The sequence below is a fragment of the Halobacillus sp. GSS1 genome, assembly GCF_017307035.1.
Lineage (GTDB): Bacteria > Bacillota > Bacilli > Bacillales > Halobacillaceae > Halobacillus > Halobacillus litoralis.
In genome coordinates this window covers 316080-331335 of the sequence record NZ_JAFLHE010000004.1, presented here as the reverse complement: position 1 = coordinate 331335, position 15256 = coordinate 316080, and the positions used below count along the sequence as shown (strand labels likewise).

14 protein-coding genes and 1 pseudogene are annotated in these 15256 nt (G+C 42.7%); 7 read left to right on the top strand and 8 right to left on the bottom strand.

What is annotated here, in order from left to right; all coding sequences use genetic code 11:
- Positions 1 to 55: 55 nt before the first annotated feature.
- Both J0K78_RS11805 and J0K78_RS11800 read right to left on the bottom strand, forming a co-directional pair.
- The gene (locus J0K78_RS11805) at positions 56 to 1501 is read right to left on the bottom strand and encodes a carbon starvation CstA family protein (RefSeq protein ID WP_206947216.1); all 1446 of its coding nucleotides are present in this window, start codon (positions 1499 to 1501) and stop codon (positions 56 to 58) included.
- A 367-nt stretch (positions 1502 to 1868) separates the two neighbouring features.
- Positions 1869 to 2036 (bottom strand): aspartyl-phosphate phosphatase Spo0E family protein, encoded by a 168-nt coding sequence (locus tag J0K78_RS11800; RefSeq protein WP_206947214.1) that lies wholly within the window; start codon positions 2034 to 2036, stop codon positions 1869 to 1871.
- A gap of 277 nt (positions 2037 to 2313) precedes the next feature.
- On the opposite strand from J0K78_RS11800, the gene J0K78_RS11795 reads away from it, so the two are divergent.
- Positions 2314 to 2694: a RidA family protein gene (locus J0K78_RS11795; RefSeq protein ID WP_206947212.1), complete on the top strand. Its 381-nt coding sequence runs from the start codon at positions 2314 to 2316 to the stop codon at positions 2692 to 2694.
- Positions 2695 to 2794: 100 nt separating this feature from the next.
- Here J0K78_RS11795 and J0K78_RS20095 read toward each other — a convergent pair.
- Positions 2795 to 3025 (bottom strand): annotated as a pseudogene (locus J0K78_RS20095) (excisionase family DNA-binding protein).
- A 115-nt stretch (positions 3026 to 3140) separates the two neighbouring features.
- Here J0K78_RS20095 and J0K78_RS11790 point away from each other — a divergent pair.
- The 5 genes from J0K78_RS11790 (at position 3141) to J0K78_RS11770 (ending at position 7529) form a co-directional block, all read left to right on the top strand.
- Positions 3141 to 3989, top strand: coding sequence for a DUF1206 domain-containing protein (locus J0K78_RS11790; protein ID WP_206947210.1), 849 nt, complete (start codon positions 3141 to 3143; stop codon positions 3987 to 3989).
- Between the two features lie 229 nt (positions 3990 to 4218).
- Positions 4219 to 4674: a hypothetical protein gene (locus J0K78_RS11785; RefSeq protein WP_206947209.1), complete on the top strand. Its 456-nt coding sequence runs from the start codon at positions 4219 to 4221 to the stop codon at positions 4672 to 4674.
- Between the two features lie 99 nt (positions 4675 to 4773).
- Positions 4774 to 5523 (top strand): VCBS repeat-containing protein, encoded by a 750-nt coding sequence (locus J0K78_RS11780; protein ID WP_206947207.1) that lies wholly within the window; start codon positions 4774 to 4776, stop codon positions 5521 to 5523.
- 179 nt (positions 5524 to 5702) lie between these two features.
- On the top strand, positions 5703 to 6524 hold the full coding sequence (locus J0K78_RS11775) for an STAS domain-containing protein (protein ID WP_160914148.1): 822 nt from the start codon (positions 5703 to 5705) through the stop codon (positions 6522 to 6524).
- A gap of 12 nt (positions 6525 to 6536) precedes the next feature.
- Positions 6537 to 7529 (top strand): Gfo/Idh/MocA family protein, encoded by a 993-nt coding sequence (locus J0K78_RS11770; RefSeq protein WP_206947205.1) that lies wholly within the window; start codon positions 6537 to 6539, stop codon positions 7527 to 7529.
- 38 nt (positions 7530 to 7567) lie between these two features.
- Here the strand turns inward: J0K78_RS11770 and J0K78_RS11765 are convergent, their stop codons facing one another.
- The 4 genes from J0K78_RS11765 to J0K78_RS11750 all read right to left on the bottom strand — a co-directional run bounded on the left by J0K78_RS11765 (position 7568) and on the right by J0K78_RS11750 (position 12633).
- Positions 7568 to 8050 carry a GNAT family N-acetyltransferase gene (locus tag J0K78_RS11765; protein WP_206947203.1) on the bottom strand — a complete coding sequence of 161 codons (483 nt, stop codon included), beginning with the start codon at positions 8048 to 8050 and terminating at the stop codon, positions 7568 to 7570.
- Positions 8051 to 8152: 102 nt separating this feature from the next.
- Positions 8153 to 9454 (bottom strand): Na+/H+ antiporter NhaC family protein, encoded by a 1302-nt coding sequence (locus J0K78_RS11760; RefSeq protein WP_206947201.1) that lies wholly within the window; start codon positions 9452 to 9454, stop codon positions 8153 to 8155.
- Between the two features lie 350 nt (positions 9455 to 9804).
- Complete coding sequence (locus J0K78_RS11755; protein ID WP_206947199.1) at positions 9805 to 11133, bottom strand: aspartate aminotransferase family protein; 1329 nt, start codon at positions 11131 to 11133, stop codon at positions 9805 to 9807.
- 117 nt (positions 11134 to 11250) lie between these two features.
- Positions 11251 to 12633, bottom strand: coding sequence for a YjiH family protein (locus tag J0K78_RS11750; RefSeq protein WP_206947197.1), 1383 nt, complete (start codon positions 12631 to 12633; stop codon positions 11251 to 11253).
- A 188-nt stretch (positions 12634 to 12821) separates the two neighbouring features.
- Here J0K78_RS11750 and cypC point away from each other — a divergent pair, with 188 nt between their 5' ends.
- On the top strand, positions 12822 to 14072 hold the full coding sequence (cypC, locus tag J0K78_RS11745; RefSeq protein ID WP_206947195.1) for a CYP152 family fatty-acid peroxygenase CypC: 1251 nt from the start codon (positions 12822 to 12824) through the stop codon (positions 14070 to 14072).
- Positions 14073 to 14116: 44 nt separating this feature from the next.
- Here cypC and J0K78_RS11740 read toward each other — a convergent pair whose 3' ends face one another.
- A complete protein-coding gene (locus J0K78_RS11740; RefSeq protein ID WP_206947193.1) occupies positions 14117 to 15178 on the bottom strand; it encodes an AI-2E family transporter in 1062 nt (353 codons plus the stop codon).
- Between the last annotated feature and the right edge of the window lie 78 nt (positions 15179 to 15256).

The window sequence follows — 15256 nt, the reverse complement described above, 5'->3', positions numbered from 1 at the left end:
TATCTTTAATAAATGGTTAAAAGCCGGTTAACCCATGGGTTAACCGGCTTTAGAATTATCCTGCTTTTGATGTAATGATCGGATCTTCTTTTCTTACTTTTTGTTTAATGACTTGCCATACAAACCATGTTGCGACGACAAGCCAGATGATGGAACCTAAGATCATGGACGTAGAATACTCCAATCCAAAACCTTCAGGAGCGTAGAAAATATAAGAACTTACTACAGCTGTCATGAAAAGAGCTGGAACACTGCAGATCCAGTGGAACTTGTGGTTCTTCAATAAATACATAGCTCCTGTCCAAAGCATGACTGTCGCAACCACCTGATTGGACCAACCTACATATCTCCAAAGGAAGCTGTAATCCATTTGTGTTAACAGGAATGTTGGAATCGCAACCGGAATCGCGAAGAATAGCGGTGTCCACTTTCCTTCAAATTTCTTTTTACTGACCTGACGCGCAAAGTCCACAAGCATCATACGTGAAGATCGCAATGCCGTATCGCCCGTAGTAATAGGCAGGATAATGACACCTAGAACGGCAAGAATACCACCAAGCGTGCCCAGGGTAGTACTGCTGATTTCATTGATAACTCCGGCTGGCCCTCCCTCAGCTAGTGCTGTTTGAAGTCCACCTGTATTACCGAAGAACGTCATGCCGGCAGCGGCCCAGATCAAGGCGATAATTCCTTCAGCAATCATCGCGCCATAGAATACTTTTCTTCCTTCACTCTCTTTTTTCAACGTTCGAGCAAGAATTGGACTTTGAGTACTGTGGAAGCCGGATATAGCTCCGCAGGAAATCGTCACCATCAGCATCGGCCAGATCGGTAATTCATCTGGATGCAGGTTGCTGACCGTCAAATTAGGAATCGGATGCTCAAAGAAGAACATTCCTACTCCGATGGAGACAGCCATGAAAATTAAGATTGCCCCAAAAATCGGGTACACTTTCCCAATAATTTTGTTTATGGGTAAAAGGGTTGCAATAAGAAAATATGAAAAAATAATTAAAACAGATGTGAAAAATCCCAGGGGTGTGATTTCTGCCATTAATTGAGCCGGGCCGGCAGTAAATGCTGCTGCAACCAAGACCATAAGCCCAATAGATAGTAGATTGATCACAGACCGGGCAGGGCGGCCTAAGTATTTTCCGACAAGCGTTGGGTATTGGGCGCCATCGTGACGAAGGGAGAGCATCCCTGAGAAATAGTCATGGACAGCACCTGCAAAAATGGAGCCAACAACGATCCAGATAAAAGCCACAGGGCCGTATAACGCTCCCATTACTGCTCCGAATATAGGTCCAAGCCCAGCGATATTTAATAGCTGGATAAGACTCGCCTTCCACCAGCTCATCGGCACATAGTCAAAACCATCGTTCTTTTCATATGCAGGTGTGTTTGTTCGATCATTGATCCCAAAAATTCGTTCAACCACCTTTGCATAAAAAAGATATCCGACGACAAGTAAAACAATAGATGCGATAAACGTAATCATCGCTGAGCCTCCTTTCAAATTTGAATGTAAGGAGTATTCTAGCGATGATTTTGTCGAATCACAACCCTTTTTCTGAATATTTATATTTTTATCTTTTTTTTCTTAAATATAAAGCGATTGCATGAGGAATTCTTTACTTATATGAATAATTCAAACTCCAATGCGAGGCATAGAAAGGTCAATTGAGCATAAAAAAACTCCTGCGATATACGCAGAAGTTTTCAAGTTTATTATGTAACCTGCCACCCTATAGAAATGGTTAAGTTTCCCGCAGTCGTTTCGATTGCAAGGGTGGCATTGATTTAAAGATACCATAGTGGCTGCAGCGTTTCAAACACCTATGGCCCTATGTACTTTTTATCTCATTTTAATTAGAGCATTGGTATTGTCTGTGTTCACTAAAACGATTCAATAAATCATCTAACTCTTGTGAAATTCTCAATAGTTCAGCATCCGTTGGATTATTGTTGTAAATCTCATACATGCGCGTTCTTAATTCTTCAATTTGCTGTTCTAAACGTTCTTTATAAGGCATGTTTTCAGCTCCTTCACTCGTACCTTACCCTAAATAAACTACTTTAAACTACTATTTCATTATATTTTCTTAAAATAATGATTCTTCCTATTTATCACCTTGTTCTCTACGTATAATATCGGACAAAAATATTCCTGGATAAGTCTTTTTCGCCATTTTTCAGTACTACCACAGAGATTTTTAGATATATTGTCGACATTTCCCGGGGAATGATTCTATTTCTCTATCACAAAAATCATGATAGGATGAATGAAACCTACATAAAGGAGTGGCAGTCATGTTTAAAGCTGTTTCTACAAATCAAGCACCAAGTGCGATTGGTCCATATTCTCAGGCCACAGACCTTGGACATATCGTATTTATTTCTGGGCAGATTCCACTAGACCCTGAGACAATGGAATTTGTTTCTAGTGATATTACAGAACAGACACACCAGGTTATGAAAAACATTCGTGCAATACTGGAAGAAGCAGACCTCTCATTCAAAAATGTTGTAAAAATGAACATATTCTTGGATTCCATGGATAATTTTTCAGTGGTCAACGATGTGTATGCGAGTTATTTGGCTGAGCCGTATCCTGCCCGTGCAGCTGTAGAAGTTAGCAAACTCCCTAAAGGAGCAAAAGTGGAAATAGAAGCCATTGCTACGCGAGAGTGAATATGTATTCATAATATTCGAACATCAACATGTTTTTGTGTCCACTTTATTCCAAAAGAAGCAGAGCTCAAACGGCTCTGCTTCTTTTTTGTTTCATTCATTAATCTTCATCTTTAACATCCGGATCCTCAGGGAGTGGTTCACTTAAATATTCTTGAATCATTTTTCGGTAGTTCTCTATCTGTTCCAAATGATTGTGGAATTGATTCTTATTAATCAAATACTGATGTCCATCATAAATGGCTTTAATTTTATGATTCTAAATCAGATGCCTGAGGTAGTCTTCAGGAAGATCGAGATATTCTGCTGTTTCTTCAACTGTTAAGTACATAACCTGTCACCTTTCTTTCCCTTGCATTATATCACTTCTTTTTTTTGGAAAGTTTCTTTTTCTATAAATGCGGGAAATACATTAGAAAATATATTAACGAAATGAGAGGGATACTATGGCTTCTACGATGGCCACAAACAAAAGCAAGCGTTCAGAAGCAAGTGAAGAAATCAAACCTTGGGTAAGGAGGTTCGGAAGGGTCGGTTACATGGCCAAGGGGATTGTTTATGCCCTGATAGGCATATTAACTCTGATGGCCGCTATTGGCGTGGGTGGAAAAACCACCGGAACGAACGGGTTGTTCCGCTCCCTTGCCGGTGTCGCTTTTGGAGAAATATTACTTTGGATCATTGGTATTGGTTTGGTCGGATATATTTCCTGGCTCGCTACAAAATCCATCATGGACCCCAATAACGAAGGAACGGATGGGAAAGGGTTGATTACTCGGTTCGGTTACATTGTTGGTGCCATCATTTATGGTTCTCTGGCATTCAATGCCATTAAAATCGCGCTCAATGCTGGTTCCAGCAGCGGTAATTCAGAACAGACGCTATCAGCTAAACTCTTATCCCAACCTTTTGGTCAATGGCTTGTCGGACTTCTTGGAGCTATTGTTATCGGGTATGGCCTTTATGAAATTTATCAAGGTAGCACAGGGAAATTTATGAAAAAGATGAATACAGGTGAAATGGACCGTCATAAAAGGAATGTAGCCGAAAAATCCGGGAAATTCGGATTATCCGCACGGGGCATCGTACTCGGGCTCATCGGATTCTTTTTCATTCAAACCGCCTTGACTGCAAACCCTGACGAGGCCAAAGGGCTGGACGGCGCACTTTCTGAAATTGCCCAGCAGCCTTTCGGGCAAATATTACTGGGAATTGCTGCGGTTGGATTAATTTTATATGGCGTCTACCAAATGGTGCGTGGACGTTACGCACGCATGAACTTCGGAAAAAAATAAATACCATTAGAAAAAGCCTTTCCTCAGTGAGGAAAGGCTTTCGATTTTTGTCGCGAATATACCGACGACCACATTCGTCGTTTAGCTTTATAAAAAGCATGTACTTCGTCTTACACAAACAGCTCATCGCTCAAATAATATACCATTATTTTTATCTGAAAGCAACAAAGCGTTTGCGCCTCTCCTTATGCTATACTAGGGCTACTAAAAAACACCTCAGGAGGAGCTTATGCTTACATTTGAAGAAAAACTGAACATCATTGAGGAATTTCCTGAACTTGATAAGAAAGAGATTTCCCTCGGAAGAGTGAATTACCATTATGAAGAGAGCGTCTATGATAAAAAAATTGTCGTCTACCGCCTCCACCCGAATGGCAACGGTTTTGTTTATGCAGGTGAAATGGATGGTTATGATACAGACGACAAAGGGATGGTCAATATAAAGGAGATCGGCCGCGATGAACTCCGCACGTTGATCCGGGATGCGATCGAATCCTTGTCCCTCTCCCCTGCTGAAAAAAATCCAGTCATGGAGGAATGGCTGAACGACAACGACCAGTCCCTGGTTCTTATGCGTGAAGAAGATGGCTTTCATGTGTACGCGGAAGAACAGCTGGAAGGCACGTTCAATTCCTATGAAGAAGCAGTAAACTTCCTTGAACAGGAAGGCTTCAACCGCCTTTAATGATTCCCGAGCCGTTATAAACGGCTCTTTTTTTATATCTTGCAGAATTGTCACATTGCGCCCATTTTGCATAAAGTATTAAAAAAAGGTGGCAGTTTTATGTACACGTACCCCTATTTCTACAGGCAGCAGCAACCCTCTGCAACTTCAAACATTCTTTCCTATGCTAAGGGTGATGTAAATGGAGACTTTATCGAAGATCAAGTTTATCTAGTCGGTGAAAAAACACCGGACAGTCCTTATATTATAAACATCACTCTGATCATTCAGGATGGCCAAACAAACCTTTTTTATAGCGTCCCGTTACAAACGAACATGGCCTATCAACCACGACTTTTTCTTGGGGACTTCACAGGGGATGGCGTCGATGACATCTTGATTAGCATGGACTCTGGCGGAAGCGGCGGTTATGGATTCTATTATTTGTATTCTTTTTTAAACAACCAAGCACTAGTCCTTTTCGACTACGAAACATTTGATGAAACATACGAATATGAAGTCAACTATCAAGACCAGTATAAAGTTGAAGTCCTGAACAAAACTCTTGGTCTTTCTTTCATTATCAACCTTAGCAACAGAGACTCAGACTATCTATCAGAACTTTATAATAAGGACGGAACATTAAAAGCACCGCTCCAGGGCTCCGTCTCCGGATTGAATACCCTTTACCCTGTTGATTTCGACGGTGACGGGGTTTATGAGTTGTTCGCCTTCCAACGAATTATAGGGCAATATAATGCAGATGGATTGGGTTTGGTTCAAACCCCGCTGACGTGGAAAGACAATGGTTTTGTCCCTCTTTTTGATAATCAATATGTGGCAGTTTTAGGAATGAGCACGGACGCCTAAACCTGGCACTAATCCCCCTTGTACCTGGTCCTGCATTCAATCATTCTGGTACCAGGTACATGATTGATTTCCCCGCACTTCAATAACTGAAGAAATTTATGATGAAAATTTCACATTCATCGTTATACTAAGATAAAATGGGGTATAAGAAAAACTAACGTTAATGGAAGGAGAACGATATGGAACGATTAAATGAACGTTTAGCCCAATATTTTAATGATAACCAAACCACATTGGTGAACGAATTACTCCCAAAAACCTTGGACAAGCTTCAAATCAACTATACAGATCAAGATCTGAATTACCATTTTGAAATGCTGCGTCTACTTCTTGACCGCGTAGCCAAAAGTCTTCTGCAGCACCCGGATGAAGCGAATGCAGCTGCCATTGGCTACGACACCGAAAATTACCTCTACTCTAAAGGGGTCCTTTTAAAACAAACCGTAGATGTGTTGAGTGTTTTCCGTCTTTCTCTTATGAAGCACATGAGGAGTTCCAACCTCATTCAGGAGGCAAAAATAGAAGAAGGCTTTGTTGTGGCGGAAGAAGTTGTGAACGCCTTTGATGCTGCGATTCGAGCTACGACAGACAGTTATAATAAAACAAAAGAAAGAGAACATGAAGAAATGGAAAAGCATTTGAATTCCGTTTCCACCCCTGTCGTTCTGATCGACGAATTTCAAGCCGTTCTTCCATTAGTTGGAGAATTTTCGACGGAACGTTTCGATGTGGTCAAGGATCATACGCTACATAAAATCAAAGAGCACGGATTAAGGCTGCTTTTCATTGATTTTTCAGGAATCGCTACGTTCAATGAAGTTTTCATAAATGATTTGTTCAATTTAACCAAAACCATTAAATTACTGGGAACGAGAACGGTGTTGACCGGAATAAGAACAGAAATGGCGATCGCAGCCATCCAGTCTGAAATGAATTTTGAGGAACTGGAGACCTTTAATGATCTTAAGCAGGCTTTGATTACCATCAATGATAACGATTAAGGAGCTGAACTGATGATTCGCGTAGCTTTATTAAGTAAGTGGCACGTGCATGCGGTTGATTATGCACGAGAAGCCTCCGAAAATCCTTCTGTTTCCATTTCGAAAGTTTGGGATGAAGATGTAGAGCGGGGGAAAATCTGGGCGGAAGAACTCGGAGTACCTTTTGATGACCAACTGGAACGCGTACTTTCAGATCCAGAAATTGATGGTGTCATTGTCACAAGTCCAACAAACGCCCATAAGGAAATCATCACAGCCGCCGCAAACCACGGAAAGCATATTTACACAGAGAAAGTCCTCTCCTTAAGTAGAACGGATGATGAAGAAATTTTCTCTACTATTGAAAATGCTGGCGTGAAATTTATGATCTCCTTACCGAGATTAACTTCCCGTTATTGTCTTTATGCTCAAAAAATCATCAATGACGGTACACTGGGAACTGTCAATATGATCCGCTGCCGTGTGGCCCATAATGGAGCGGTACCCAATGAAGACCATAAAAACGGCTGGCTTCCAGACCGTTTTTTTGACAAGGACCAATGTGGAGGCGGTACATTAATCGACCTTGGAGCCCACCCGATTTATTTAGCAAATCGCCTTGCCGGAGAACCCAAGGCTGTGTCTGCCCAGCTGCATTCACTCATGGGGCGCGGTGTGGATGACCACTCTGTCGCCACGGTAGAATATGAATCTGGTATCCTGGCAGTATTGGAGTCAAGTTTTGTATCATCCGGAAGCCCTTTCCAGCTCGAAATTTACGGAACGAACGGGACACTTATGGTGGAAGGAAGCGAAGTGCGGATCAAGAGCCGAACGCACGGAATGGATGAGTGGACGTCCCCTGACCTCCCTCCCGCCATGCACTCCCCTATGCAGCAATGGGTGGACGATATCCTCCATCAAAAGAACCCGGACATTACGAAAGAAGATGCCCTTCGGTTGACCTCCGTCAATGAAGCAGCTGCTCTTTCACACAAAAATGATAAGAGAATGATCATTGAATAAAAAAACGCCTGACCCATCATGTCCGTGATGGTCAGGCGTTATTTCAGCTCTTTTTTTAATGTTACTAATGGTCTTTTCCTACCTCGAAACCATTCCTCTGTCATTTCCCCAGTGGGTCTAAATCCATTCTTTTCAAAAAAGCGTAAGCTTCCCTGATTATCCTCATAAACTTCAGCGAAAACGTTCTCCATGCCAAAAAGGGTCTGAATTTCTTCAAGAAATAAATGCAAGGCCTCTGTTCCAACCCCACAGTTCCTCTTTTCTGCGATCACCATACCGATAAAATCCCTCTCTGGCGTTCGAAACAATTCCACCTTTCCAATTAAGCGGTCATCCAAAACCACAGCTTTCATGTACAAATTCGGTTTTTCACCACTGAAGTAGGCTTCATAAGCATTAAGAAATTGCTCATATGTACGTGGAACATCCACACCTGTCTGCACTTGTAATTTTTCATCCATTTCCCACTTATGCAACACTTCAACGTGACTGTGGTTAATGGCTTCAATGGAAACTTCCATAAATCAATCTCCTCTTTAAGAATAAACCCAGAACACATAAATTCAGTACCAGACGGAACGCCTGGTACTGTGATTATTCCCTATTCTTTTATTTTGAACCCATTAATTTCGGACCGTAAATTTAGGAAAACGAAACACAATAGCCAGAACCCCGGATAGGGCAAGTAGTATGGGATAAAAACAGTAAGGGACAATACTGACAGGTGATAGGCTGGCTACTCCTGCTACGGACAAGATTTGAGCACCATAAGGGAGCAATCCTTGAACAGAACTTGAGAAGATATCCAGTAAACTCGCTGACCTCTTCGAGTCAATCTCAAACCTTTCTGAGATTTGTTTAGCAAGCGGCCCAGCTGTCATGATTGAGATCGTATTGTTGGCAGTCGATACGTTCACGGCACTTACCAACCCTGCAATGCTGAATTCTCCACCTCGATTTGAATGAGCACCTCGACTTATCTTTTGAAGAAGAAAATCAATGCCCCCGTTTTGACGGATCAATTCCACAAGGCCGCCCAGCAGAATCACCAGCAAGGCTAATTCCTGCATGCCTGCAAAACCATCTCCTACAAGGGTCACAAATTCCATCACTGAAAAGTCTCCCATAATGAGGCCGATCAAACCCGCAAAGCCGATACCACCCATAAGGACATAGATTACATTTATTCCCATGATGGCAAAAATAAGAACTCCAAGATACGGCAGTACTTTTACAATATTGAACGGATGGTCCTCCTGAAGCGTGGATGCTGCATCCGTTGTCAACACACCAAAAATAACAGCCGTCACAATCGCGGCAGGAAGCACGATAAAGAAGTTTGCTTTGAACTTGTCCTTCATTTCTGTTCCCTGGGTACGGACGGCCGCAATCGTCGTATCAGAAATAATGGAAAGGTTGTCACCAAACATCGCTCCACTGACAATCGCTCCCATCGTCAGTGCCACCGCAACATCTGTCTGCTCTGCAATCCCCATACCAACAGGGGCAAGAGCAACTATTGTCCCCACAGAAGTCCCCATGGAGATAGAGATGAAACAAGCGATAATAAACAAACCTACAATAAGCAAGTTTCCTGGCAGTATACTCAAACCTAAATTGACAGTTGAATCAACAGCTCCCATCCCTTCAGCGACTGTAGAAAAGGCACCGGCCAATAAGAAGATGATCACCATCAAAATGATATTGGAATGCCCTCCGCCTTCCGTCAATTGTTGCAGTTTCGTTTGAAAAGCTGTTTTTCTATTCATGAAAAGGGCAACGAGAATAGCAGCAAAAACAGCCACCAATACAGGCATTTTATAAAAGTCACCAGTCAATATTCCTGACCCGATGAACAACAGGATGAATACCCCGAACGGAATCAATGCCCATCCATTCCCCTTATTCAAATCTTTCGTTTCCATAAAAATCCTCCTTTGTCAGGATTCGTTCAAAATATCTACTCAAGTAGCAAAATGACCTAGATAAGCTCTTTCATACTCTACAACACTAGAAGATGAGATATCAAGTCTGAGAAGCTTTCCCAGCCTACAGATTCACGATTCTATCCGAGTACAGGACACATCTTCCACTGTTCCTCCCATCCCATGTCAGCCGATCCGATCTCTTACGTTTTTTGATCGATACATTAAAGAACATTAATGACTATCCAAAACCCCCAAAAAGATGAAAGGAAGAGCGAAACCTATCCATGTAATGACCTCCCCTATTGTAAATAAATGAGGCGTAGCTGAATGTTCAGCTACGCCTTTTTTTATCTTACAGATATAGAAGAATGCCCTATCTCTTTTTCGTAGGCAATCAATGCTTCTTCAAACATCTTCAACCCTTCGTCAATTTGATCCTCTGTTACGGTTAATGGAGGGATCATCCTGATGATTTCCGTTTTATTGCCACCAAAATAAAACAGGACCCCCTGTTCCAGTGCTTGATCCAAAATTTTAAAAAGCCCTTCACTGTCGGGTTTCTTCGTTACCGGATCGACGATTTCAATTCCAATCATCAACCCGATCGCTCGAACATTTCCAATCACAGGATGTTTGTCCTGCAGCTCTCTTAACTTATTGGCTGCATGTGCTCCCTGCTTTTTCGCATTCTCTAGCAGGCTCTCCTCTTCCATTACATCGAGAACGGCATTAGCAGCAGAACAAGCGATGGGGTTCCCGCCGAAAGTCGTAGCATGACTTCCAAGGGGCCACTGATGCATCAACTCTTTGGAAGCTACCGTAGCACTCAAAGGCAATCCATTCGCAATTCCTTTAGCAATAGCCATGATATCCGGAACCACACCGAACGTATCAGCTGCGAACCATTCGCCTGTTCTCCCAAAACCCGTCTGAACTTCGTCAAAAATGAGTAAAAGATCATACGTATCGCATAGTTCTCTCAGCTTTTGCAACCACGCTTTCGGAGGTACAACATATCCCCCTTCGCCGAGTACGGGCTCTACGATGACCGCGGCGACCTCCTCAGGAGTTACTTGATGGTCAAACAGCCGCTGAAAGTCTTTCTCTAATTGACGGACCGTGTACTCTTCCGGATCTTCCCCATTAGGACAATCTTCAATTCTTGCAAAAGGAATGTGATAAGAGCCTTGGGGATGCAGATACTGACGATATTTACTCTTTGAACTTGTTACACTCAAAGCTCCCATTGACCTTCCGTGGAAGCCTCCAATGAAAGAAACAATGTACGGTCTCTTCGTTACATGTTTAGCTAACTTGATTGCTCCTTCTACTGCTTCTGTTCCGCTATTTCCAAAAAAGAAACAGTCCAGGTTTCCAGGCATAATTTCAGCAAGGCGATCCGCAAGCTTTAGGATAGATTCATAGATAATGACGCCTGAGGGTCCATGTGCAAGACTGTCGGCCCCCTCTTTGATTGCATCCACTACCTTCGGATGGCGGTGACCGACATTTGTCGTGGCGATTCCAGACGTAAAATCTAAATACTGCCTTCCGTCTACGCCGTAATAGTAACAACCTTCTTCTTTCACTACTGGCAAATTCGGATGATCTTTAGCCATACTTGGAGCGAGTCTCTCTGACATCCGTTCTAATCGATGTGTCCAATACTGTGTCATATGTTCCTCCTGATGTTAAATGCAAATTTCAAGGTGTTTTTTTAATTCCTTAATAGGAATGTTTTTTAAAACTTTTGTTTTACGGTTTAGACATTTTCTCCATTCCTGAGAACATTGTTAAAAGAATAATAGATGAGCCAGCAGAGCGGCAATTGGTAGTGTAATAACCGTACGCTGCAGAAAAATCACAAAAAGCTCGAAGAAGTTGATTGGAATTTTGGATTTAATTAAAAGAATTCCGATTTCAGACATGTAAATCAACTGCGTTAGTGACATGACTCCAATAATGAAACGAGTCAATTCTGATTCAATTCCGCTTCCAACCACTGCGGGTAGGAACATATCTGCAAATCCAACGATCATCGCTGGTGCTGCCTCCGCGGCTTCTGGAATTTGCAACAGATTCAAAAGTGGAACGAATGGATAGGAAAGCCATGTGAATACAGGTGTGAATTCGGCAATGACCAGGGCAATGGTTCCAAGAGCCATCACCAGCGGGATGAGACCGAACCAAATATCCGCTACATTGAAAATCCCTTTTCTCACGATTGATCCAGCGCTTTTCACTTGATCCGCTTTGGCTACCGCCTGGTCAAGACCGAATTTGAACGTCGACGTCCCTTCTGGCACGATTTCATCAATCTGTTTTCCGACCGGCTCATGGTAGGTTTCTTTTTTCAAGGAAAGCGGCGGGATTCTTGGACAAACGACCGCCGCTACAATTCCACAGATCACTACGGTGAAGTAAAAAGATACAAACATATGGTCAATGGATAAAAACTTAGCAATAACCAGACTGAACGCAATGGACGCAATGGAGAAATTACTCGCTACGACTGCCGCTTCACGTTTGGAATAGTAACCATTCTCGTACTGCTGAGTGGTCAACAGCACACCTACCGTCCCGCTTCCCATCCAGGAAGCCATCGCATCTACAGATGAACGACCAGGCAATTTGAAAAGGGGATGCATCACTTTTCTTACGACCGTGCCGATCAAGTCCATCAGACCGAACTCCAGCAACAGCGGCATAAATAAACTCGCAAAAAGAAACCAAACCATAAGCACAGGAATTAAATCATAGAGGACAACGCCCCCTGTCAGTTCGGAACCGATAAAGGAAGGTCCTGCCTCTGTAAGCGTAAGGATAGCAAAAGCTGCTCCCAGGAAACGCAAAACCATCCAGAACGGTCCAACATCAAAAACATTTGCAATGAATGGATGATTTCTTATTGTATTGTTGGCGCCCTTGATTGCAAGACTTCCAATGGCAGAAATAGAGATGACAATGGTCATAAACAAAGGAATCCAGGTACCGATCGCTGCTTGAAGTCCATCTGCCATTAAACCAAGTCCGATTGTCACCCGTCCATCAACAGAGATAGGAACGAGGAATAATAAGACCCCGACCAAAGATGGTAGAAGAAATTTCATCCATTGCTTCATTGTATAGGATGTGGATGTTTGAATACTGCTTACTTTTGATTGTTGAATAGCCATGATTCGTCCTCCTCTGTCATTTTTATGCAAAATAAAGTATAAATACACAACTCATGATAGTTAGTAACTATACATTTTCATGCATGAAAATTCAATAGGTTTTATCAAGTTTTTTAAGACGGTTTATTCTGGTAAAGAAAAAGGAATAAAGAAGATTAGAAGATTGCTAGTATAGGAGGCGTTACATAATGACGGTTAAGGTGCCGAAAGACAAGACAATCGACAATACACTCGCCATTTTTAAAGAGGGCTATAACTTCATACCAAAACGCGTGCAAAATCACCATTTGGATGTATATGAAACGAGGGTACTTGGAGAAAAAGTGGCTCTACTGAGCGGAATCGAGGGGGCGAAACTTTTTTACGACACCAGTCGTATGAATCGAAAGAATGCGCTCCCTAAAAGAGTATTGAAAACTTTATTCGGTGAAGATGCAATTCAGACGATGGATGGAGAGGCGCACACTCACCGCAAATTGCTGTTCATGTCACTAATGACTCCTGAGGCTCTGCAGGAACTGTATGAAATCACGACGAAAAACTGGGCACGTTTCACTAAAAAATGGAGCGGCATGAAAAAAGTGACGCTTTACGACGAGTCCCGTGAATTGTTGTGCCGGACTGCGTGCGAATGGGCCGGCATTCCATTAGAAGAAAAAGAGGTAAAGAAAAGAACCAGAGATTTGAGTAACATGATCGATGGATTCAGCGCGGTCGGCCCGAAACACATTGAAAGCAGAAGAGCGCGAAAACGGTCGGAAGAATGGATAGAAGACCTCATCTTACAAGCGCGACAAGGGGATCTTCATGCAGAAAAGGGAAAAGCTATATATGAGATGGCTATGCATAAAGATTTGGAAGGTCAGCCGTTAGACGCTAGGATGGCAGCCATCGAAGTGTTGAACGTAATTCGTCCACTTGTAGCCATATCCAAATTCATCGCTTTCGGCGGTGTCGCTCTTCATGAACATCCAGAAACTCAGACACGCGTTTCCCTGGATGACGAATATTTATTCCGGTTCGCGCAGGAAGTACGGCGCTACTTCCCTTTTGTCCCTTTTCTCGGAGCAAGGGTGGACCATGATTTCACATGGCAGCAGTATCCGTTTAAAAAAGACCAGCTCGTCTTGATCGACATTTATGGCATCAACCATGATCCTAAAGTGTGGGAAAATCCGGATCAGTTCAACCCTGAAAGGTTCATCGACTGGGATGGAGGATTGTTCGACTTGATCCCTCAAGGTGGAGGCGGATATTATACAGGACACCGCTGCCCAGGGGAATGGCCGACCATTGAAGTTCTGCAGGCCAGTTTCCGGTACATGACTAAACACTTAGGGTATGAGGTACCAAAACAAGACTACAGCCACAGTTTGAAAAAGATTCCGGCCCTACCGAAGAGCGGGTTTACGATAAGCAATGTTCACTTTAAGAATTGAGGAACAAAACCAAAACCGTCCAGGAGACTTCCTGGACGGTTTTTTCAGGTGTGATAAAGACGGTAAAAATCATACCCATGTTTCAGTAATACTTTTATAACAGAATACGTAGGAACAGCGATAATCATCCCGACCACACCATACAAGGGGGCCGCCACTACCAGTAACAGAATGACTGTTAACGGGTGGATATCCAAACGTTCTCCGAAGATTAAAGGGGCCACTAAATTCCCCTCTAATTGTTGAACGACAATGAACGTGATGATGACATAAATGGCCATGGAGGGTTCTTGCATAAGGGCAACCACAATCGCTGGAATCGCTCCTATGACAGGACCCACAAAGGGAATCACACACGTCAACATCACAAATATCCCTAGTATCAATGCATAATCAAGTCCAATGATCACGTAACCGATATAGGTCAAAACACCATCCACAGCTGCGATTGTCGCTTGTCCGATAATATAGGATGAAACCGTATAATCTAAATCCTTAAGCAGCTTCTCTCCGCGTGGTTTATGTTTCTCAGGCAGGGCCCTTTCTAAAAAAGGAACCAGTTTATGGCCATCCTTCAAAAAGAAAAACAAGACGAAGGGAACGATAATAAGGACCGTAGTCGCTCCTGCAATGGTGGAAAAAACACTCATCATGTGTTCCCCAATTTGTTGAGTCAACCCACCGAAATATTCAGTGACCCGCTGCTTAATCGAAACAACGGAGACCATTCCCATATCGTTTTCCTCAAGTTTCTGTCCTGCTTCTTCCGCCGTCTGTCTTAGTTTTTCAGGCAGCTCCGATATATCCGTAATCTGTTTTTTTATCGTACCTGCCAAAAAACGGACTCCCCCGAAAATCATTCCCCCAATTACTGCAAAAACAAGCAGAATAGCCACAGGTAGGGGGAAGAATTTTGATTTTGCCATAGCATTCACGAGAGGCCTCAGGATATAAAAAAGGAACCCAGCAATCAGCATCGGATAAAATAAAGTTCCAAAGATCGTTTTGACCGGATTCAACAGCTCTAGCTTTTCTAAGAAATAATACAAGATAAGAATAAGTATAGCTGCTGTGATGTACTTAAAGAATGAGTGTTTGATCCACATGTTCCCCACCGTCCTTTTACCCCAATATTTCACTAAATGGACGGATCGTAAACTCAATGATCAGACGTACTTAATAAA